This is a genomic window from Achromobacter sp. ISS7 (assembly GCF_056523125.1).
Genome location: NZ_JAWRZD010000001.1, coordinates 3,881,107 through 3,901,705, shown reverse-complemented (window position 1 = coordinate 3,901,705; position 20,599 = coordinate 3,881,107). Strand labels below are relative to the sequence as shown.

14 protein-coding genes are annotated in these 20,599 nt (G+C 68.3%); 5 read left to right on the top strand and 9 right to left on the bottom strand.

Translation table 11 applies throughout. The features are described from left to right. Positions 1–18 precede the first annotated feature (18 nt). Both AC1HFW_RS17560 and AC1HFW_RS17555 read right to left on the bottom strand, forming a co-directional pair. Positions 19–2,949 carry a ribonucleoside-diphosphate reductase subunit alpha gene (locus AC1HFW_RS17560; protein ID WP_006392769.1) on the bottom strand — a complete coding sequence of 977 codons (2,931 nt, stop codon included), beginning with the start codon at positions 2,947–2,949 and terminating at the stop codon, positions 19–21. A 303-nt stretch (positions 2,950–3,252) separates the two neighbouring features. Next, positions 3,253–6,759: an indolepyruvate ferredoxin oxidoreductase family protein gene (locus AC1HFW_RS17555; protein WP_479286521.1), complete on the bottom strand. Its 3,507-nt coding sequence runs from the start codon at positions 6,757–6,759 to the stop codon at positions 3,253–3,255. A gap of 138 nt (positions 6,760–6,897) precedes the next feature. On the opposite strand from AC1HFW_RS17555, the gene AC1HFW_RS17550 reads away from it, so the two are divergent. Next, on the top strand, positions 6,898–7,347 hold the full coding sequence (locus AC1HFW_RS17550; RefSeq protein WP_006388620.1) for an Lrp/AsnC family transcriptional regulator: 450 nt from the start codon (positions 6,898–6,900) through the stop codon (positions 7,345–7,347). 512 nt (positions 7,348–7,859) lie between these two features. On the opposite strand, the gene AC1HFW_RS17545 is transcribed toward AC1HFW_RS17550, so the two are convergent. After that, positions 7,860–8,840, bottom strand: a complete 981-nt coding sequence (locus tag AC1HFW_RS17545; RefSeq protein ID WP_104021629.1) for a Bug family tripartite tricarboxylate transporter substrate binding protein — start codon at positions 8,838–8,840, stop codon at positions 7,860–7,862. A 153-nt stretch (positions 8,841–8,993) separates the two neighbouring features. Then, positions 8,994–9,845, bottom strand: coding sequence for an alpha/beta hydrolase (locus AC1HFW_RS17540; RefSeq protein ID WP_479284625.1), 852 nt, complete (start codon positions 9,843–9,845; stop codon positions 8,994–8,996). 74 nt (positions 9,846–9,919) lie between these two features. Here AC1HFW_RS17540 and AC1HFW_RS17535 point away from each other — a divergent pair, with 74 nt between their 5' ends. From AC1HFW_RS17535 to AC1HFW_RS17525, 3 genes are all read left to right on the top strand, one after another. Continuing rightward, complete coding sequence (locus AC1HFW_RS17535) at positions 9,920–10,819, top strand: LysR family transcriptional regulator (protein WP_241074315.1); 900 nt, start codon at positions 9,920–9,922, stop codon at positions 10,817–10,819. A gap of 189 nt (positions 10,820–11,008) precedes the next feature. Beyond that, positions 11,009–11,515, top strand: coding sequence for a hypothetical protein (locus tag AC1HFW_RS17530; RefSeq protein WP_006392774.1), 507 nt, complete (start codon positions 11,009–11,011; stop codon positions 11,513–11,515). A gap of 123 nt (positions 11,516–11,638) precedes the next feature. Next, entirely contained in the window at positions 11,639–12,832 is a 1,194-nt protein-coding gene (locus AC1HFW_RS17525) for an MFS transporter (RefSeq protein ID WP_479284619.1), read from the top strand. Positions 12,833–12,937: 105 nt separating this feature from the next. On the opposite strand, the gene gltX is transcribed toward AC1HFW_RS17525, so the two are convergent. Beyond that, complete coding sequence (gltX, locus tag AC1HFW_RS17520; protein ID WP_479284617.1) at positions 12,938–14,344, bottom strand: glutamate--tRNA ligase; 1,407 nt, start codon at positions 14,342–14,344, stop codon at positions 12,938–12,940. Between the two features lie 120 nt (positions 14,345–14,464). Between gltX and AC1HFW_RS17515 the strand changes: the two genes are divergently transcribed. Beyond that, a complete protein-coding gene (locus AC1HFW_RS17515; RefSeq protein ID WP_479284614.1) occupies positions 14,465–16,906 on the top strand; it encodes a bifunctional acetate--CoA ligase family protein/GNAT family N-acetyltransferase in 2,442 nt (813 codons plus the stop codon). Positions 16,907–16,948: 42 nt separating this feature from the next. Here the strand turns inward: AC1HFW_RS17515 and AC1HFW_RS17510 are convergent, their stop codons facing one another. Genes AC1HFW_RS17510 through AC1HFW_RS17495 form a run of 4 tightly spaced genes read right to left on the bottom strand, consistent with a single transcriptional unit; the run spans position 16,949 to position 20,316 of the window. After that, positions 16,949–17,641 carry an isochorismatase family protein gene (locus AC1HFW_RS17510; protein WP_479284613.1) on the bottom strand — a complete coding sequence of 231 codons (693 nt, stop codon included), beginning with the start codon at positions 17,639–17,641 and terminating at the stop codon, positions 16,949–16,951. A 9-nt stretch (positions 17,642–17,650) separates the two neighbouring features. Then, positions 17,651–18,487: an ABC transporter permease gene (locus tag AC1HFW_RS17505; RefSeq protein WP_479284611.1), complete on the bottom strand. Its 837-nt coding sequence runs from the start codon at positions 18,485–18,487 to the stop codon at positions 17,651–17,653. 3 nt (positions 18,488–18,490) lie between these two features. Next, entirely contained in the window at positions 18,491–19,303 is an 813-nt protein-coding gene (locus tag AC1HFW_RS17500) for an ABC transporter ATP-binding protein (RefSeq protein ID WP_006388630.1), read from the bottom strand. Further along, the gene (locus tag AC1HFW_RS17495; RefSeq protein ID WP_006392781.1) at positions 19,303–20,316 is read right to left on the bottom strand and encodes an ABC transporter substrate-binding protein; all 1,014 of its coding nucleotides are present in this window, start codon (positions 20,314–20,316) and stop codon (positions 19,303–19,305) included. Before AC1HFW_RS17495 ends, AC1HFW_RS17500 begins: the two co-directional genes overlap by 1 nt. Between the last annotated feature and the right edge of the window lie 283 nt (positions 20,317–20,599).

Genomic DNA, 20,599 nt, shown 5'->3' with positions numbered 1-20,599 from the left:
TCATTCTCCGGAGGCGGTTTATTGGCAGGCTTCGCACTCTTCGAAGCCGGGGTCGCCCGGCCGCATGGTGCAAACCGCCCCGAGAACTTCGGGTTCCGGCAAAACAGGTGCAGCGGACACGGGGGCGGCGGTGGACTGGCCACCGGCGCTGACGGCGTTCAGTTCGCCGCCGCGTCCCGTCGACTTCTCGGCGCTGGTGGCGCCAAGGGTACGCAGGTAATAGGTCGTCTTCAGGCCACGCTTCCAAGCCAGCTTGTAGGTGTCGTCCAGCTTCTTGCCGGAGGCGCCGGCCATGTAGATGTTCAGCGACTGGGCTTGATCGATCCACTTCTGGCGACGCGAGGCGCATTCCACCAGCCAGCTCGGTTCGACTTCGAACGCGGTGGCGTAGAGTTCGCGGAGTTCGGAAGGTACGCGATCGATGCGGGACAGGCTGCCGTCGAAGTACTTGAGGTCGGCGACCATGACTTCGTCCCAGAGACCGAGTTTCTTCAGGTCACGCACGAGGTAATCGTTAACGACCGTGAACTCGCCGGAGAGATTCGATTTGACGTACAAGTTCTGGAAAGTGGGTTCGATGCACGCAGATACACCAATGATATTGGAAATAGTCGCGGTTGGGGCGATTGCGATGCAATTGGAGTTGCGCATGCCGTGTTGATTGATGCGCGCGCGCAACGCATCCCAATCGAGCGTGCTCGATTCATCGACCTCGACATGACCACCGCGTTCGTCACGCAGCATCTTCAACGTGTCTTGCGGCAGGATGCCACGCGACCACAGCGAGCCTTCGTACGATTGATAGCGACCACGTTCTTCAGCCAGCAGGCTCGAGGCCCAGTAGGCGTGATAGCACACGGCTTCCATCGAGGTGTCGGCGAATTCGACGGCGGCGTGCGACGCGTACGGCACGCGCATCATCTGCAGGCAGTCCTGGAAACCCATGATGCCCATGCCCACCGGACGATGGCGCGCATTGGAGTTGCGGGCCTTCTCGACGGCGTAGTAGTTGATGTCGATGACGTTGTCGAGCATGCGCATGGCGATGCTGACGGTGCGCTTGATCTTGTCGTGGTCGAGTTCGAAACCGCCGCCGGCGGCGGGCTTCATGTGCGCGACCAGGTTCACCGAACCCAGGTTGCAAACCGCGATTTCCGATTCGTTGGTGTTCAGCGTGATCTCGGTGCACAGGTTCGAGCTGTGGACCACACCGACGTGCTGCTGCGGCGAACGGATGTTGCACGGATCCTTGAACGTGATCCACGGGTGGCCGGTTTCGAACAGCATCGACAGCATCTTGCGCCACAGCGTCAGCGCCGGCATCTTCTTGAACAGCTTCAGGTCGCCGCTGGCGACGCGCGCCTCATAGCCGACGTAGGCTTCTTCGAAGGCCTTGCCGTACTTGTCGTGCAGGTCGGGGCAGTCGGACGGCGAGAACAGGGTCCATTCGCCGCCTTCCATGACGCGCTTCATGAACAGGTCGGGAATCCAGTTCGCCGTGTTCATGTCGTGGGTGCGACGACGCTCGTCGCCGGTGTTCTTGCGCAGTTCGAGGAATTCCTCGATGTCCAGGTGCCACGATTCCAGGTAGGTGCAGACCGCGCCCTTGCGCTTGCCGCCCTGGTTCACCGCCACGGCGGTGTCGTTGACGACCTTCAGGAACGGGACCACGCCCTGGCTTTCGCCGTTGGTGCCCTTGATGTGGCTGCGCAGCGCGCGCACCGGGGTCCAGTCGTTGCCCAGGCCGCCGGCGTACTTGGCCAGCAGCGCGTTTTCCTTGATGGCGTCGTAGATGCCTTCCAGGTCGTCGGAGACGGTGGTCAGGTAGCACGACGACAGCTGCGAGTGCAGGGTGCCCGAGTTGAACAGCGTCGGGGTCGAGCTCATGAAGTCGAACGACGACAGGATCTCGTAGAACTCGATGGCGCGGGCTTCGCGATCGGTCTCGCGCAGCGCCAGGCCCATGGCCACGCGCATGAAGAACACCTGCGGCAGTTCGATGCGGGTGCCGCGGATGTGCAGGAAGTAGCGGTCGTACAGGGTCTGCAGGCCGAGGTAGCCGAACTGCAGGTCGCGCTTGGCGTTCAGGGCCTTGCCCAGCTTGGTCAGGTCATAGCCGGCCAGGTCGGGCGACAGCAGGCCGCCTTCGATGCCGCGGGCGATGAAGGTGGGGAAGTACTCGGCGTAGCGGGCGGCCATGCCGTCCTGCGAGACTTCCTCGCCCAGCACTTCCTTGCGGATCGTGTGCAGCAGCAGGCGGGCGGTGACCTGGCTGTAGGCCGGGTCCTTCTCGACCAGCGCGCGCGCCGACAGGATGGCGGACTTGAACACTTCGTCGACGGGGATGCCGTCGTACAGGTTCTTGACCGTTTCCTTCAGGATGGTTTCGGAGTCGATGAATTCGGCCAGGCCTTCGCCGGCGGCGACGATGGTGGCGCGCAGTTCGGCGATGTCCAGCGGACGGCGGACACCCGCGTCCGTGACGTGCAGCACGTTTTCCTGCGGCACGGCGTCGGTCTTCTGCTGGCCTTCGGCGGCCGCGGCGGCGGCGCGTTCCTGGGTGCGCTTTTCGCGGTAGAGCACGTAGGCGCGGGCGACGTCATGCTGGCCCGAGCGCATCAGGGCCAGTTCGACCTGGTCCTGGATGTCTTCGATGTGGAAGGTGCCGCCACCGGGGCGGTTGCGCACCAGCGCGTTGACGGCCTGGGTCGTCAGCTGTTCAACCAGCTCGCGCACGCGGGCCGAGGCCGCGCCCTGGCCGCCGTTGACGGCCAGGAACGCCTTGGTCATGGCGATGGCGATCTTGCCGGGTTCGAACCCGACCACCGAGCCATTGCGGCGAATGATGTTGTAGCTGGCCCATTGCCCGCCATTGGCGTCGGCAGGGGAATCGGTTTGAGAGGGCGGCACGGCCGAGGGCCGGGTCACAGAGGCGATCGTAGTCTGCATGGAAGCTCCTGTGCGAAAAGCGCGTAGATAGCGACATGACGACGTCATGTCAGGTACGAAATTGGATCTTATTGAGGGGGTCGCAACGCTTGGACGGACGAATCCGTATGGCGTGGCCGACGAGTATCAGCGGTTAGGCGACCACAACATGTAGTGTAGCACCCCTCGTTGGACACTAATTCTAGTGATCGAGTACGACAGCTACAAGAAGAAGATAGGATCAGGTTCCCAAAACATTGTTACTAAATGCACTGGGCGCGCCTAGCAAGGCGCGCCCAGGAGATTGCTGCTCAGCGCGAGTGTTTATGCGGTTTTCCGCAGGGGCACTTCGCGCGGGGCAGGCGCCGTATAGCTTTGCATCAAGCGGGCCAGCTCCGTCCTGTACTTCTCGACGTTCGCAGCCTTCACGTGGCCGAAGCCGCGGATGGTTTCTGCAAGGGCGGCGATTGTAGCTGCTTGCGCCAGGTTGTCGCGATTCAACCCTGCGAGCAACTGGTCTATGGTCTGGCGGTACTCGCCCACCAGTGCCCGCTCCATCTTGCGCTCGGCGGTGTGGCCGAACGGGTCGAACCAGGTGCCGCGCAGGCGCTTGAAGCGGGTCAGCAGCTTGAGCGCGGTCATGGTGCGCGGGCCCAGCGTCACCTTGCGCGGCACGCCGGTGCGCGGGTCCTTGCGCGCGAAGATCGGCGGCGCCATGTGGAAGCGCAGGCTGTAGTCGCCTTCGAACAGGCCCTTGAGCTGGGCCTGGAAGGCCTCGCCGGTGTAGAGGCGGGCGACTTCGTATTCGTCCTTGTAGGCCATCAGCTTGAACAGGCCGCGCGCCACCGCCATGGCCAGGCGCGGACTCCTGGCGTCGGGCGCCAGCTCGCGTTCGCGCGCGGCGACGCGCTCGACCATGTCGCGGTAGGCCTGCGCGTAGGCGGCGTCCTGGTAGGCGGTCAGGTCGTCGACGCGGCGCGCCACGGCGCGCTCGAAGGTCTCCGGCACATGCAGTTGCACCACCTGGGCGCGCGGGCGCAGCGCGCCTTCCAGCGCGTCGGGCTGGTGCGCGGCCAGACGGCCGCTGTCGAACGCGGCGCGGTTGGCGGCCACGGCGACGCCGTTCAGTTCGATGGCGCGGTTGATGGCGGCTTGCGACAGCGGCACGCCGCCGCGCTGCCAGGCGTAGCCCAGCATGAACATGTTCGACAGGATGCTGTCGCCGAACAGGGCCAACGCGGCTTCGTGCGCGTCGATGGCGGCGGTGTGCTCGTCGCCGGCGGCGTGGCGGATCTTGGCCAGCAGCGCTTCCGGCCGCATGGCGGCGTCCGGATTGCGGGTGAAATCGGACACCGGCGCGACGTAGGTATTGACGGTGACCTGGGTGTGGCCGCGGCGCAGCGCGCCGAGCGAGTCGGGCGCGACGGCGGCGACCGGATCGCACAGGATGGCGGCGTCGGCCTGCTGCCAGTCCAGGCGCACCGGGCCGGCGGCGGCGCCGGCGGGCGCCAGGCGGATGTGGCTGACCACCGTGCCGCCCTTCTGCGCCAGGCCGGTCAGGTCCAGCACCGCGGCAGAGAGGCCTTCCAGGTGCGCCGCCATCGACACGATGGCGCCGATGGTGATGACGCCGGTGCCGCCCATGCCCGCCACCAGCAAGCGGTAGGGGCGTTCGAGCGACGGCGGCACCGGCAGCGGCAGTTGCTGGATCAGCTGCTGCAGGCGTTCCTGGTCGGCCTTGGGCGCGGCGCTCTTCCTGGGCTTGCCGCCCATGACCGAGACGAAGCTGGGGCAGAAGCCCTCGGCGCAGGAGTAGTCCTTGTTGCAGCTGGACTGGTCGATGGCGCGCTTGCGGCCGTAGGGCGTTTCCAGCGGCACCACCGACAGGCAGTTCGATTTCACGCCGCAGTCGCCGCAGCCTTCGCACACCGCGCTGTTGATCAGCATGCGGCGGGCCGGGTCGGGGAACTGGTTCTTCTTGCGGCGGCGGCGCTTTTCGGCGGCGCAGGTCTGGTCGTGGATCAGCACGGTGACGCCGGGGATCTCGCGCAGCTCGCGCTGCAGGGCGTCGAGTTCACGGCGATGGTGCACCTTGATGCCGGCGCCCAGGTCCACACCCTGGTATTTTTCCGGCTCGTCGCTGGTGACGACGATGCGGGCGACGTTTTCACCGCGCAGCTGCTGGCAGATCTGCGGCACCGAGATCGGGCCGTCCACCGGCTGGCCGCCGGTCATGGCGACGGCGTCGTTGAACAGGATCTTGTAGGTGATGTTGGCCTTGGCGGCCACGGCCTGGCGGATCGCCAGGTAGCCGGAGTGGTAGTAGGTGCCTTCTCCCATGTTCTGGAAGATGTGCGGCATCTTGGTGTAGCGCGACAGGCCGATCCAGTCGACCCCTTCGCCGCCCATCTGGGTCAGGCCGCCAGTGTCGCGGTCCATCCAGGCGGCCATGTAGTGGCAGCCCACGCCCGACAGCGCCTGGCTGCCCTCGGGCACCTTGGTCGAGGTGCTGTGCGGACAGCCGGAACAGAAGTAGGGACGGCGGCGCATGCCGTCGGCGTCGTTGGACAGCATGTCCTGGCAGTCGAAGGCGGCCAGGTCGATGCCGGGCTGCAGGCCGGCGCTGCGCGACAGCCACATGGCCAGCGGCCGCGCCAGCAGCGACGGGCGCAACTGGCCGGCGGACGGCACCAGCGCTTCGCCGTCGAAGCCCTTCTTGCCGACCACGGTGGCGCGCTCGGGCAGGTTGAACAGCAGGTCCTTGAGCTGGGTCTCGACGACGGCGCCTTTTTCCTCGATCACGAGGATGTGCGACAGGCCGCGCGCGAAGTCGAGCATGCGTTCGGCGTCCAGCGGCCAGGTCAGGCCGGGCTTGTAGATGCGTACCGGCGCGTTGGCGGTGACGGTGTCCACGCCCAGGCGCGACAGCGCTTCCATGGTGTCCAGGTGGGCTTTGCCGACGGTGACGATGCCGACCGTGGCCTTGGGCGCCGGACAGGTGAGGCGGTCGATGCTGTGGCGGCGGGCGAAGGCGGCGACCGCCTTCATGCGCAGGTTCATGCGCGTTTCGACCGCCAGCGACAGGAAGTCGCGCGCGGAATATTCCAGCGCTTCGGGCGGCAGGTCCGGATCGGCCGGCATGTCATAGGCGCGCACCGGCGCGGGGGTGAACGAGTGGCCGCTCTCGATGGTCTCGGACACGGCCTTGAAGGCGACCCAGGTGCCGGAATGGCGCGACAGGGCCCAGCCCCACAGGGCGAAGGTTTCGTATTCGTCGATCGAGGCCGGGTGCACGATGGGCATCTGCCAGCCGATCAGCGAGGCCTCGCTGGCGTGCGGGATCGAGGAGGAGACGGCGGTGTGGTCATCGCCCACCACCACCAGCACGCCGCCGTGGCGCGAGGCGCCGGCCGCGTTGCCATGGTGCAGGGCGTCGCCGGCGCGGTCCACGCCGGGGCCCTTGCCGTACCACATGGCGAAGACGCCATCGACGTTGCGGTCGGCGCGCACGCCGGCCTGCTGCGTGCCCATGACGGCGGTGGCGGCCATGTCCTCGTTGATGCCGGGCAGGAACGAGATCTGGTTGGCGTCGAGCGCCTTCTGCGCTTTCCACATCGCCATGTCGACGCCGCCCAGGGGCGAGCCGCGGTAGCCGGAGACGAAGCCGGCGGTGTTGAGCCCGCGCTCGCGGTCGACGCGGCGCTGGGTCAGCATGATGCGCACCAGGGCCTGGGTGCCGGTGAGGAAGATGCGGCCGGTCTCGCGGGTGAGGTTGTCGGCGAGCTGGTAATCGAGGTCCAGCGTGGGCTCGGCGGCGGGGGTACCGTCCATCATGAATGCTCCTGTAGTCGGCACCATGATAGGTTCGCGCGGCATCGGGTTTATTGCGTTTTCGGATCGTGATATCCCTATAATTCGCAATGAACATTTCGTATTCGCGGAATTTCGACCCAAACAGGAGACAAAACGATGGACAAGACCGATATCGGCATCCTCAAGGCCCTGCAGGAGGATGGCCGGGCCTCGGCGCAGCAGCTTTCGGACAAGGTGGGGCTATCGGCGGCGCCGGTGTGGCGGCGGGTGAAGGCGCTGGAGGCCAGCGGCGTGATCCAGGGCTACAGCGCGCAGGTGGATCGCAGCAAGGTGGGGTTGGGCTGTATGTTCGCGCAGATCAGCCTGGAGCGGCATTCGGCGAATACGGTGGAGAACTTCGAGCGGTCGGTGCGGGATGCGCCGGAGATCCTCGAATGCTATGCCGTTACGGGGGATTCGGATTTTCTGCTCAAGATTTTGGTGGAGAGTCCGGAGGCTTATGACCGGTTCTTGCATCGGTTCTTGTTCAACATGCCTGGGATTCGGCAGACGCGGACGATTGTGGCGTTGCGGGAGATTAAGCATGAGTTGAAGTTGCCTTTGTAGGGGGGCTTCTTTGGTTGCTTGCGGGGGGTGGGGTTCTTTAGGCGCGGGTGACGGGGCAGGCGGGGGATGGCGGGGCTACGATTGCGGTCCGGAGCGTTCGCTCCGGACTGCCCCTGCGTCAACCTCGTCCGCCTGCGGCTCCCTTCGGTTTCCCTTGGGCGCATCTACACGCCCCGCCATCCCCCGCCTGCCCCGTCACCCGCTTGCGATGAGACTTAACGGCCGTCGTTGGGGCGAGCTGTTTGCTTGGCGTTTTTGCCATCAATCGAGGTGGGGGGAGGAGGTTGCGGGGTTGCCTAAGGCGGCCGCGCGGGCGGCCTTCTTTGGCGTTTGGGGGGCTTGCGTCGGGACGGATGGCGCTGCGCGCCGTTGGGGAGGGCGGAGCGTGGTCGCGGTGGGTGGGGCGGCTCTCTGTGCGGCACCACTTTGATGTGTGGGCGCAATCTTGTGATGGTCTCTGTATTGCGACGCCCTCTATATATAGAGGGCGTTTCTTTATTTGCGGTGGGGGGTTACTGGGGCTGGATGCCGGAGATCTTGATCCATTCCTTCCAGCGGGCGGTGTCTTCCTTGACGAAGGCGTCGAAGCGGGGGGCGTCCATGGCTTCGGGGGTGAGGCCCAGGGCGCGGAGTTTGTCGGCGGTGGCGGGGTCGTTGACGGCGGCCTGGGTGGCGGCGTTCATCTTGGCGACGACGTCGGGCGGGGTGCCGGCGGGGGCGGAGATGCCGAGCCAGCCGGCGACGATGAAGTCGGGGTAGTAGGTCGACATGGTGGGGACGTCGGGCCAGGCGGGGTGGCGCTGGGCGGCGGTGACGGCGAGGGGGGCGAGGCCCTTGCCGTCGATCTGGCCCATGGCGGTCAGGTAGTCGACGAAGGCGAAGCCGATCTGCTTGCCGCGCAGGTCGGTGATGATCTGGGTGATGTTCTTGTAGCCGGCGGCGCCGATGTTGATGCCGGCGCGTTGCTTGAAGAGTTCGGATGGCACTTGCGAGGACGAGCTGTAGTAGCCGAAGAAGACTTCGCCGGGGTGCTTCTTGGCGTATTCGACCAGTTCGGGCACGGTGCGGTAGGGACTGTCGGGGGCGACGATGCCGACGGTGCCGAAGGTGCCGAGCATGCCGATCTGCACGAAGTCCTTCTGGGCGTCGTAGGGCAGGCGCTTGTAGAGGAACTGGTTGGCGGCGTGGGTCGAGTTGGTGGACAGCAGGAAGGTGTAGCCGTCGGCGGGGGCGTTCTTGGCGGCGTTGGTGCCGACGATGCCGCCGGCGCCGGGGCGGTCTTCGACGATGATGGTCTGGCCGATCTGCTTGCCCAGGAACTGGGCGAAGGTGCGGGCGGTGAGGTCGGCGGCGCCGCCGGCGGCGGACGGGACGATCAGCGTGATGGGTTTCTCGGGCCAGCCGGCGGCGTGGGACGCGCCGGCCAGCAGCAGGCTGGCGGCGGCGAGCGCGTGGCGCAGGAACGTGCGGGGCGCGAAGGCGGTAGGGGTCATGCTTGTCTCCTGGGGCGGCGGTGGCGCCGTCATGTTTTGTGGCTTGCGGTGTGCTTCGTGGCGCGCGGGACGCGGGCCGGGCGGATCGGTCTTGGGGTTTGTTGGCGGCTGTCGATGGCTGGGGAAGTGTCTGGCGTGGGTGGGCGTCGTGGCTCAGCCGAACTGCTGGCGATACCAGTCGAGGATGGCGTTCGCGCCGACCTGCCATTGGTCGCCGTACATCATGCAGTGCGGCTGTCCGGCGAGGACGGCGTGCGAAAAGCCGAACAGGCGCGCGATGGCGTGGTCCTGGCCGGGCGGATGGCGGTCGTGGGTATCCAGGCCGGCCTCCAGGCACAGGCCGGGGGCGGTGATGGCGGCGGGGTCGACGGGCACGCGCAGCAGGTAGCGGTCGTTGAGCACGCGCGGGCTTTCGGGGTTGAGGCGTTGCGTGACGGCGCTGACGTCGCGGGTCGGCGAGGTGGCCAGGAAACGGGCGCGGATCTCGCTGGCGGCCGGCGCGGCGCGCACGGCGTCGGCCGGCACCGGCGGCAGGCCCAGCGCGCCAGGCAGGTTGGCGGGCGGCGACGGCGCCATCAGCACGACGCCAGCGACGGCGCGCTGGCTGGCCGCCAGCAGCGCGGGCAGGGCGCCCATGCTGTGGCCCACCACCACGGTGGGGGCGTCCAGCAGGTCGAGCGCGCTGACGACGTCGGCGGCCAGGTCGGCGATGCCGGCATCGATGAAGCCTTCATCCTGCGGCAAGGCGCCGTGGCCGCGCACGTCAAGGGCGGCGCAGGCCAGGCCGGCGCGGGCGAAATGGTCCAGGTAGTGCGCGTAGCACCAGGCGCCGTGATAGGCCCCGGGCACCAGCAGCAGGCCGGGCCTGCCGTTGGGCGCGGCGGCGGTCAGCAGCCGGCCCTGGCCGGCGGGGCGGGCGGTCAGCCGGTCAGCCAGGCTGAAGTCGAGCGGATCGACGGCGTCGGCGGCGGCGGGAGAGAGAGTCGCGGTAGTCATTGCGGCCATGTTAAGTGCCGCCCTATGATGAGAAAACTTTATTTTTCCTATGATTTGATAAGTTCATCAAATCAGATGCCACGATGCCCGCCTTGCCCGAACTCTCCATTGCGCACTACCGGCACTTCCTGCTGGTGGCCGAATTGCGCAGCTTCCGCGCCGCCGCCGCGCGCGCGTTCCGCTCACAGCCGGCCCTGTCGCTGTCGATCCGTGAAATGGAGCAGCGCCTGGGCCAGCCGCTGTTCGAGCGCGGCAACGGCAACGCGCTGACGCGCTTCGGCCAGGACTGCCTGCCGCTGGCGCGCGAGCTGGTCGAGCACCATGACCGCGTGGCCGGGACGCTGGCGGGGCTGGCCAGCAACGAGGCCGGCACCCTGACCATGGCCTCGGTGGCGACGGTCGCGACGCATTGGCTGCCCGAGCTGGTGGCGGCCTACCGAGAGCGGTTTCCGGCGGTGTCGCTGCGCCTGTTCGACGACAACTCGGAGGGCGTGGAGCGCATGGTGCTGGCGGGCGAGGTCGAGCTGGGGGTGTGCAGCCCGGTGCTGCGCGACCGGCGGCTGGCGTTCGAGCCGCTGCTGCGCGACGCTTTCGGACTGGTCTGCCATCGCGGCCATCCGCTGGCGGGGCGCAAGTCGGTGACCTGGCGCGAGATCGCCGGACTGCCGCTGGTGGGCACGGTGGCGCATCGGCAGCTGGCGGACTATCCGCAGGCCGCGTTCATGATGGAGCGCCAGGTGTTCGTGTCCAACATGATGTCGCTGCTGGCGATGCTCGAACGCGGCGTGGGCGTGACGGTGCTGGCGCGGCTGGGCGTGCCGCCGGATTCGCCCGGTCTGGTTTTCGTGCCGCTGGCCCGGCCGCGCATCGAGCGCGAGCTGGGCATCACGCGGCTGGCCGGCCGCAGCCTGTCGCCGGCCGCCGCGCGCATGGAGGAAATGCTGCGCGCCAAGGCCGCCCGCGGCGGTCGCAGTGTCGCTTGAAACCAACGCATTTTTGCGTGTTGGGGCCTTAAAACACGGGCTTTTCGGCGGGGACTGTTGCGCAATTGCACACGGCGCGGATCGTCGTTGATTCTTCCGTGGCGCGTCTTTAGAGTGCGTGGTGTTTGCTGCGCGAAGGGCGTGCCGATCTGAGCGGCGCGGCGCGTCGACAGACGTGTTGAGGAAGTCATGAGCAGTGTGTATTTGCGTTCGGCGGGCGTGGCTTGCGCCCTTCTGATCCTGGCCGGTTGCGTCACCCGCAAGCCCGCCGCCATTACCGAGGCCCAGCCGGAAGGGCCGCCCAAGCCGATCGCGTGCGTACCCGCCAAGAGCGGCGATCCCATGGTCGGCACCTGGTATTCGAATTCCAAGCCGAAGGGCGTCAGCGGCGACCTCCAGGCGCTCACGGTGCTGTATCCCGACGGCCGCATGGCCTATGAGACGCAGCTGAAGATCGGCCGCAAGACGCGTCCGGCGCTGCGCGAGACCGGCTGCTGGAGCGTGGTGGACGGCGTCTATACGATGCAGACCACGCAATCGAACGGCGAACTCGTCGATGCCGGCGATCCGATCTACGTCAACCGCTACCGCGTCGAGAAGGTCGAGCAGGCCAAGCTGACGCTGCGCGAGCTCAAGAGCGGCGGCCAGCTCGTGACCGCGCGCCGCATGCCGCAGGGCTACCGCCTGCCGTATTGATCCCCGCGGCCGTCCGGCCGCCGGCCGTTACGCCGGGCGGACGCCATCGCGCCGCCGGCGTCGCCAAGCGGCCCGGGCTGCGGTAAGGTGCGGACTTCGTCCTCCATCCGCCGCCGGCCCTCCATGCCCGCCCTCTCTTCCGAAGCACGCGCCATCGCGTTGCTCGCCCTGGCCGCTTTCGTCAGCGCCAGCGCCTTCCGTATCTGTGATCCCATGCTGCCGCAGCTGGCCGCCGAGTTCGGCGCCTCCACCGGCCAGGCCGCGCGCGCGGTGACCGCGTTCGCGGTGGCCTATGGCGTGCTGCAGATGTTCTTCGGCCCGGTCGGCGACCGCTACGGCAAGTACCGCGTCGTCAGCGTGGCGACGTTCGCCTGCGCGCTGGGCAGCGCCGGCGCCTTCGTGGCCGAGACGCTGGATGTGCTGGTGTTGTGCCGCGCGCTGTCTGGCGCCGCGGGCGCGGGCATCGTGCCGCTGTCGATGGCCTGGATCGGCGACACCGTGCCCTATGAACGCCGCCAGGCGACGCTGGCGCGCTTCCTGACCGGGACCATCCTGGGCATGGCGGCCGGCCAGCTGGCCGGCGGCCTGTTCGCCGACACGCTGGGCTGGCGCTGGGCCTTCGCGGCGCTGGTGTGCGGCTATCTGGTGGTGGGCACGCTGCTGCACCTGGAAGTGCGGCGCCAGCGCGCCCTGGGGCTGGGCGTGGTCGATCCGAACGCGCCGCGCCAGGGCTTCGTGGCGCAGGCGCGGCTGGTGCTGGGCACGCCGTGGGCGCGCGTGGTGCTGGCCACGGTGTTCATCGAGGGCCTGCTGGTGTTCGGCGCCCTGGCGTTCGCGCCGTCCTACCTGCATGAACGCTTCGATATCTCGCTGACCGCGGCCGGCGCGCTGGTGGCGGTGTACGCGGTGGGCGGACTGTTTTACACGGTGGTGGCGGGCCGCATCCTCAAGCGGCTGGGCGAACGCGGCCTGGCGGTGGCGGGCGGGCTGGTGCTGGGCGTGGCCTTCCTGTCGTACCTGCTGGGGCCGGTGTGGCTGTGGAGCCTGCTGGCCAGCGTGCTGGCCGGTTTCGGCTACTACCTGCTGCATGCCACGCTGCAGACCAACGCCACCCAGATGGTGCCGTCGGCGCGCGGCACGGCGGTGGCCTGGTTCGCGTCCTGCCTGTTCATGGGGCAGGCGGCGGGCGTGGCGCTGGCCGGCTCGGTGGTGGACGAGGCCGGCGCCGCGGTGCTGTTCGGTGGCTCGGCCGTGCTGCTGCCGCTGCTGGGCGCATTCTTCTCGCGGGCCTTGAAGACGCGGCCCAAGGCCGCCTAGGACGCGTCGCGCCGTGCGGCGCTGGCGCATGGGCCGGTCGCGAGGCCGAAAAAAAAGCCCCGTCCGGCCTGGCCGTTCGGGGCTTTTTCGTGGGCGCGAGCCCGATCAGATCGCGGCCAGGCGCTTGATCACGACGTCCTTGCCCAGCAGGGCCAGCACCGCGTCGACCGCGGGCGTCTGGGTCTGGCCGGTGACGGCCACGCGCAGCGGGATCGCCAGTTGCGGCATCTTCAGGCCGCGGTCGGCCAGCACCGCCTTGATCAGCGCCGAGATGGCCTCGCGGGTCCAGTCGGTGCCCTGGGCGCGCTGGGCGAAGTCGGCCAGCGCCTCGCGGGCGGCGGCGGTCAGGTGCTGTTCGACCAGCTCCGGCGCGGCCGGCTTGAATTCACCGCAGAACAACATGGCGCCGTCGGCCAGCTGTTCCAGGGTCTCGGCGCGGTCCTTGAGCAGGCCCATCACGCCCGGCAGGTCGATCTTTTCCGGGTAGCCGCCGCGATGGGCGACGCGCGGCGCCACGCGCTCGGCCAGTTCGGCGTTGTCCATCTGCTTGATGTAGTGGGCGTTGACCCAGTTCAGCTTCTTGGGGTCCCACTGCGAGGCCGACTTGGACAGGTGGCGGGTGTCGAACCATTCCACCAGCTGGTCGCGGCTGAAGAGTTCGTCGTCGCCGTGGCTCCAGCCCAGGCGCGCCAGGTAGTTGATCATGGCCTCGGGCAGGTAGCCCTCGTTGTCGTATTCCATGACGTTGACCGCGCCGTGGCGCTTGGACAGCTTTTCGCCGTCCGGGCCGAGGATCATGGGCACGTGGCCGTATTCGGGCAGGGTGGCGCCCAGCGCGCGCAGGATGTTGATCTGGCGCGGGGTGTTGTTGACGTGGTCATCGCCGCGCAGCACGTGGGTGATGCCCATGTCCCAGTCGTCCACCACCACGCAGAAGTTGTAGGTGGGGGTGCCGTCAGGGCGCGCGATGATCAGGTCGTCCAGCTCGGTGTTGTCGAAGCTGATGGGGCCCTTGACCATGTCGTTCCAGGCGGTGGCGCCGTCCTGGGGGTTCTTGAAGCGCACCACCGGCTTGCGGCCTTCGGGCACCGGCGGCAGGGTCTTGCCGGGCTCGGGGCGCCAGGTGCCGTCGTAGCGCGGCTTGTCGCCGCGGGCGCGGGCCGCCTCGCGCATGGCCTCGACTTCCTCGGGCGAGCTGTAGCAGTGGTAGGCGGTGCCGGCGGCCAGCATCTGGGCGACCACTTCGCGGTAGCGGTCCATGCGCTGCATCTGGTAGAACGGGCCTTCGTCCGGCTGCATGCCGAGCCAGTCCATGCTGTCCAGGATGGCCTGCACCGCTTCCGGCGTCGAGCGTTCGACGTCCGTGTCTTCGATGCGCAGCACGAAAGTGCCCTTGTGGTGGCGCGCGAAGGCCCAGGAGAACAGCGCGGTGCGGGCGCCGCCCAGGTGCAGGAAGCCCGTGGGCGAAGGCGCGAAGCGGGTACGGATGGGGGAGGAGGCGTTGGAAGTCATAGGAAGCAATGATAGCGGCTGCGGCGCCACGAAGCGGCGGCGGCCTGGGCCTGGATCAAGCGGACGTGGGGGTTGTCTTGTTACGATGAACGCTATTTTAGATTAGTGCCTGTTCCCGCCATGCTGCGACACGCTCTTGCCCCGATGTTCGAACCCGGTTCGCTGGTGATCGTCGCCGATCGGCCGCTGCCGGCGGCGGGCTCCCTGTCGCCCGCGCTCAAGGCGAAAACCACGGTGGTGGCCTGCGACGCCGGCGCCGCGCCCGACCTGCCGGACGCGCTCCAGGGCCTGGCCGCCGGCGAGCGGCCCGATCTGGCCCTGGTTTGCGTCTCGCCCGCCGTGCTGCCCGAGACCCTGCGCCGGCTGGCGCCGCTGGCGCCGCGCGCGGTCATCCTGCTGCCGCACGAACTGCCCGATCCGTATCCGCGCGGCACGCTGGCGCTGTGCCGCGCCTGGGCCGAGGAAAACCGCTGCGAACTGCTGGGACCGCGCTCGTTCGGCGCCCAGCGGCCGCATGCCGGGCTGAACCTGAGCCAGCACCCGGTGCTGGCGCGCGCCGGCCGCGTGGCGCTGCTGGCGCAGTCGCGCTCCATCATGGCCGCCGTCATGGACTGGGCCGAGGACGTGCACATCGGCTTTTCCACCGCCGTGTCGCTGGGCGACGAGGCGGTGGTGGGCCTGTCCAAGGTGCTGGACTATCTGGCCAGCGACCCGCGCACCGACAGCATCGTGCTGTACCTGGAAGACGTCGGCCCGGCGCGCGAATTCATGAGCACGCTGCGGGCCGCGGCCAGCGTCAAGCCGGTCATCGTGCTCAAGGCCGGCCGCGCCGACACCGACAGCGCCGACGCCATCTTCGACGCGGCCCTGCGGCGCGCCGGCGCGGTGCGGGTGCGCTACTTCGTGCAGCTGTTCTCGGCGGTCAAGGTGCTGGGTTACACGCGCCGTCCCAAGGGCCGGCGCGTGGCGCTGATCTCCAACGGCAGCGGCCCGCCCCAGCTGGCCATGGACCTGATCGGCCCCGACGCCGCGGTGCTGCGCGCCGACCTGGCGCCGGCCACGCAGCGCGCGCTGGCGGCGATGCTGGAGCCGGACGCGGCCAGCACCAACCCGGTCATCACCTACGTGCCGCTGACGCCCGAACGCATCCGCGCCATCCTCGACGTGGTGCTGGACGACACCGGCGTGGACGGCGTGCTGGTGCTGCTGGCGCCCGACGCGCTGGCCGACATGCCGGCGGTGGCGCGCGAACTGGCGCTGATCGCGCCCAAGGCCAGGAAGCCGGTGGTCACCTGCTTCATGGGCGACGCCGGCATGCGGCCGTTGCGGCGCATGCTGGACGACGCCGGCACCTCGGCGTTCCGCACGCCCGAATCCGCGGCCGACGCCTTCGGCGTGCTGGCCACGCACCACTACAACCAGCAACTGCTGCTGCAGACCCAGCCGCCCGAGCCGGCCACCCACGTGCCCGACCTGGCCGCCGCGCGCGAGATCCTGGCGCGGGTGCGGGCCGATTGCCGGCGCGAATTGAATACCGCGGAGATCCGCGCGCTGCTGGCGCTGTTCTACGTGCCGCTGCGCGACATGCCGGTGGACGTGGCCGCGGCCGAGCCGGAATCCCGCCCCATGGCGATCCGGGTGCGGCGCGACCCGCAGTTCGGACCGGTCATCCGCTTCGGCGCCGGCGGCCCGGACGCGGTGCTGTCGCAATCCGACCGCGGCATCGACCTGCCGCCGCTCAACGGCTTCCTGGCGCGCCAGATGATCGAGCGCAGCCGCCTGTGGCGCCGGGTGCTGGCGCCGCGCGTCGGCCACCTGGCCGCCGAGGCGCTGCAGCAGGCGCTGGTGCTGGTCTCGGAGATGGTGTCGGAACTGCCTGACATCGAGACGCTCGACATCGATCCGCTCTATGCCGGCGAAACCCATCTGCGCGCCGGCGGCCTGCGCATGATGCTGGCCGAGACGCCGGGCTGCGAAACGCCGCAGACCGCCGGCTACCCGCACATGGCGATCCACCCGTACCCGGCGCGCCTGGTGCAGGTGCGCCGCTTCGCCGACGGCATCCCGTGGGTGCTGCGGCCGATCCGCCCCGAGGACGGCCAGCCGCTGCAGGACTTCATCCGCGGCCTGTCGGAACGCTCGCGCTACATGCGCTTCGTGTCGATGATGCGCGAGCTGACGCCGCGCATGGTGTCGCGCTACACCCAGGTGGACTACCACCGCGAGCTGGCGCTGGTGGCCGCCACCCAGGTGCCCAACCCGGCCAACCGCGGCCACCCGCACGAAGTGCTGGTCGGTTTTGCGCACTATCTGCGCAACCCCGACGGGCGCGGCGCGGAATACGCGCTGGTGATCGGCGACGACTGGCAGCGGCGCGGCCTGGGCCGCCAGCTGATGACGGCGCTGATCGACGCGGCGCGCGAGCAGGGGCTGGAATACATCGATGGCCTGGTGCTGTCGACCAACCGGCCGATGCTGTCGCTGATGACCAGCCTGGGGTTCACCAACGATCCGGATCCGGAAGACCCGACCATGCGGCGGGTCTGGCTGGACCTGGACTGACGCGGCGCCGGCCGGCGCCGCGCCGATCGCCGCGGCGCGCGTTCAGGCCGTCTTGCGGGCGGCCTGCGCCGGCCGCAGCCGCGTCGACACCTCGTCCACCGACAGCACGTCGCCGAAGAACAGCAGCCAGCCATGCAGGGCGTTTTCGTGCTCGGCCGGCGTCACCGCGGCCAGCGCGTCGTCCACCATGATGGTGCGGAAGTCGCGCATCATCGCGTCGCGCGCGGTCGATTCGCAGCAGACGTTGGTGACCGTGCCGGCGATCAGCAGCGTGTCCACGCCGCGTCCGCGCAGCAGCGGTTCCAGTTCCGACGAGCCCGTGGCCATGGCGCTGTAGAAGCGCTTGGTCACGCGCAGGTCGCTGTCGGCCGGCCGCAGGTCCGGATGCAGGGCGTAGCCCGGCGCGTCGCGGCGCAGCGTTTCCAGGCGCCGCGCGCTGCGCTCCGGCGTCAGCATCACGCCGTGGTGGTGCGACCAGAAGGCGTCGGCGTTGTCGGAGGCGGTCTGCACCCAGACCACCGTGCCGCCGGCCGCGCGCACCGCGTCGCACAGGCGGTTGACCGGCGCGATGATGTCGCGCGCCGCGGCGCATTCGCCCTGGTAGCCGGGCAGCGTGAAATACTGCTGCATGTCGATCACCACCACCGCGGTGCGGGCGCCGGGCAGGTTGTCGTAGGGATGCAGGCAGCCCTGGCGGGCGATGACGCGGTCCTGGACCCATTGCGGAATCTGCATGGCGGCTCCTTATCCGTAGCGCCGCGCCACGGCGGCTTCGATGCGGTACACCACCAGATACATCACGCTGGAGATCAGCGCCAGCATGGTGATCGCGGTCATGACGATGTTCAGCTTGAAGACCTGGCTGCCGTTCATGATGAGAAAGCCCAGGCCCGAGTCGGCCGACTGGAATTCGCCGACGATGACGCCCACCAGCGCCAGGCCGATGTTCATCTTGACCGCGGCGATCAGGGTCGGCACGCTGCCCGGCAGCACCACCTTGGTCAGCACCTGCCAGCGGCTGGCGCCGAAGGTGCGGGCCAGCTTGACCTTGTTCAGGTCGATGGCGCGAAAGCCGGCATACACCACCATGATGGTCACGAACACGGCGATGGCCACGGCCATGCCATAGACCGCGTAGTCCGACCCCAGCCACAGGTAGAAGATCGGCACGAAGGCGATCTTGGGCATGGCGTTGGCCACCACCAGGAACGGGTCCAGCACCTTGTACAGGAAGTCCGACCACCACAGCGCGGCGGCGACGACGATGCCGATCACCATGCTGAGCGTGAAGCCGACCAGCGTGGCCGACAGCGTGGTGGCGATGTGTTGGGCCAGGTTGCCGTGGCTCCACAGCTCCAGGAAGGTCGGCCACAGCGCGCTCGGATAGCTGGTCAGCAGCGGGTTCAGGATGTGCATGCGCGGCAGGATTTCCCAGGCGCACAGGAACACCACCAGCAGCAGCGCCTGGGCGATGCGGATGTTGCGGCGGCGGGCGCGGTCGCGCCGCAGGTAGTCCAGGTACTTCTGGCTGGGCGCGGGCACGGCGCGCAGCGGCACGGTGTTGGCAATCGGTGCGTTCACGGCTCAACCCTCCACATGGACGTCCAGCTCGTCCCAGAGCTGTTTGAAGTAGGCATTGAATTCCGGCCGCGAGCGGGCCTGGAACGGCGTCGGGCGGGCGCCGTCGCCGTAGTGGATGCGGTATTGGCTCTTGAGCCGGCCGGGCCGGCGCGACAGCACGATGACGCGGTCGGTCATGGCGATGGCCTCGCCGATGTCGTGGGTCACCAGCACCACCGTCTTGCCCTCGCGCCGCAGGATGTCGACGACCTCGTCGGAGATCGCCAGCCGGGTCTGCGAGTCGAGCGCCGAGAACGGTTCATCCAGCAGGATCACGTCGGGCTCGGTGACCAGCGTGCGCGCCAGCGCCGCGCGCTGGCGCATGCCGCCCGACAGCTGGCGCGGCGTGTGCGACAGGAACGCGCCCAGCCCGCACTTTTCCAGCAGGTGCACGGCCCGCGCCTCGCTGCGCGCATCGCGCCGGCCCTGGATCTCGGCGCCCAGCATGACGTTGTCGAGGATGGTGCGCCACTCGAACAGATAGTCCTGCTGCAGCATGTAGCCGATGCGCGGATTGGGTTCGGTGACCGCCTGGCCGTCGATCATCACCGTGCCCGAGGTCGGCGCGTGCAGGCCGGCGATCAGCGACAGCAGCGTGCTCTTGCCACAGCCGCTCTGGCCGATCAGGCTGACGAATTCGCCCGGCGCCAGCGCGAACGACACCTGCGACAGCGCTTCGGTCTCGCCTTCCGGCGTGAAATAGCTCAAACAGACATCGCGCAGTTCGATCTTGGCCGTGGCGGGGTCCGGCTTGAGGTTGTGGACGACGGCGCTCATCACGGCACCTTCCTGGCGAAGTCGGCCACCACCACGTCCTCGTATTTGACGCGGGCGCCGTCCTTCATCACCGCGCTGGCGATCAGCATGTCCTGCAGCTGGTTCATGGCCTCGGCCGTCACCAGCGGCGTGGTCTTCCAGATCTGGTACTGCTTGTAGCGCTCGATGGCGTCGGTCACCGCGGCCGCGTCCATGCCGGGGAAGTAGCTCATGATCTGCGGCGCCAGCGTGGCCGCCGGCGTGTCCTTCACGTACTTCTCCGCGCGCGCCACCACGTTGGTCCAGGCCTGGATCACCTTGGGGTTGTCGCGGATGTACTTGTCGGTGGCGGTGAAGACCGTGTAGTCCACCTGGCCGACCTCGTGGCCGACCGAGGCCACGATGTAGCCCTTGCCGTTGCGCACCAGCTCGCCGGCCTCGGGTTCCAGGAAGATGCCGTACTCGCCCTGGCCGGCCATCCAGGCGCCGGCGCGCGCGGGGATGCCGATGTTGTTGAGCAGCTTGACGTCCTTCTGCGGGTCCAGGCCGTGCTTGCGCAGCGCGGTCTCCAGGAACACGATGGGGTTGGAGCCGGGCCGGAAGCCGATCACCTCCTTGCCCTTGAGCATGCTCCAGTCGAATTTCTCGACCGGCTTGCGCGCCAGCAGGAAGAAGCCGTCGGTGGCGGTCAGCCCGGCGAAGATCTTCGGCTTGACCGGCGATTCGCTGTTCTGCACGTAGATCGAGGCCTCGGGGCCGATCAGCACGATGTCGGCGCTGCCCGAGAGCAGGGCGGTCATGCCCTTGTCGGTGCCCTGCGAGGTCTTCATGGACACGTCCAGCCCGGCGTCCTTGAAGTAGCCCTGCGACAAGGCAACGTACTTGGGCACGTACAGAATCGAGCGCACCACCTCTTCGTAGCGCACCTTCACGGGGGGATTCAGGGTTTCGCCGTGGCTGGCGAAGGGGACGACGGCGGCGAGCGCGGCAAGCAGCGCCACGGCTGCCCGGCGGGGCAATGGCAAGGGCTTCACGGGACTTTCTCCTGCGTCTGAATGCCTCGCCGAAACCCGGCGCGACACGGCCAATGGGATGGATCGACTGCAACAACAGGGAAGCCCGAACGCTTTTTTTGCCCGGGCCGATACGGCGTGATTGAATACTATATTCAACAATCACGGCCCACAAGCGTTTTGATATTGGCGTTTTCTCTAGGGGCGAGCGTCAGCCGGCACCGGAAAATCCGGCGCTGGAATACCACTTGGTATACAAGGCAGGGGAATCCCCCGTTTGAATGGCCCGGAGAGTCCGAGCCCG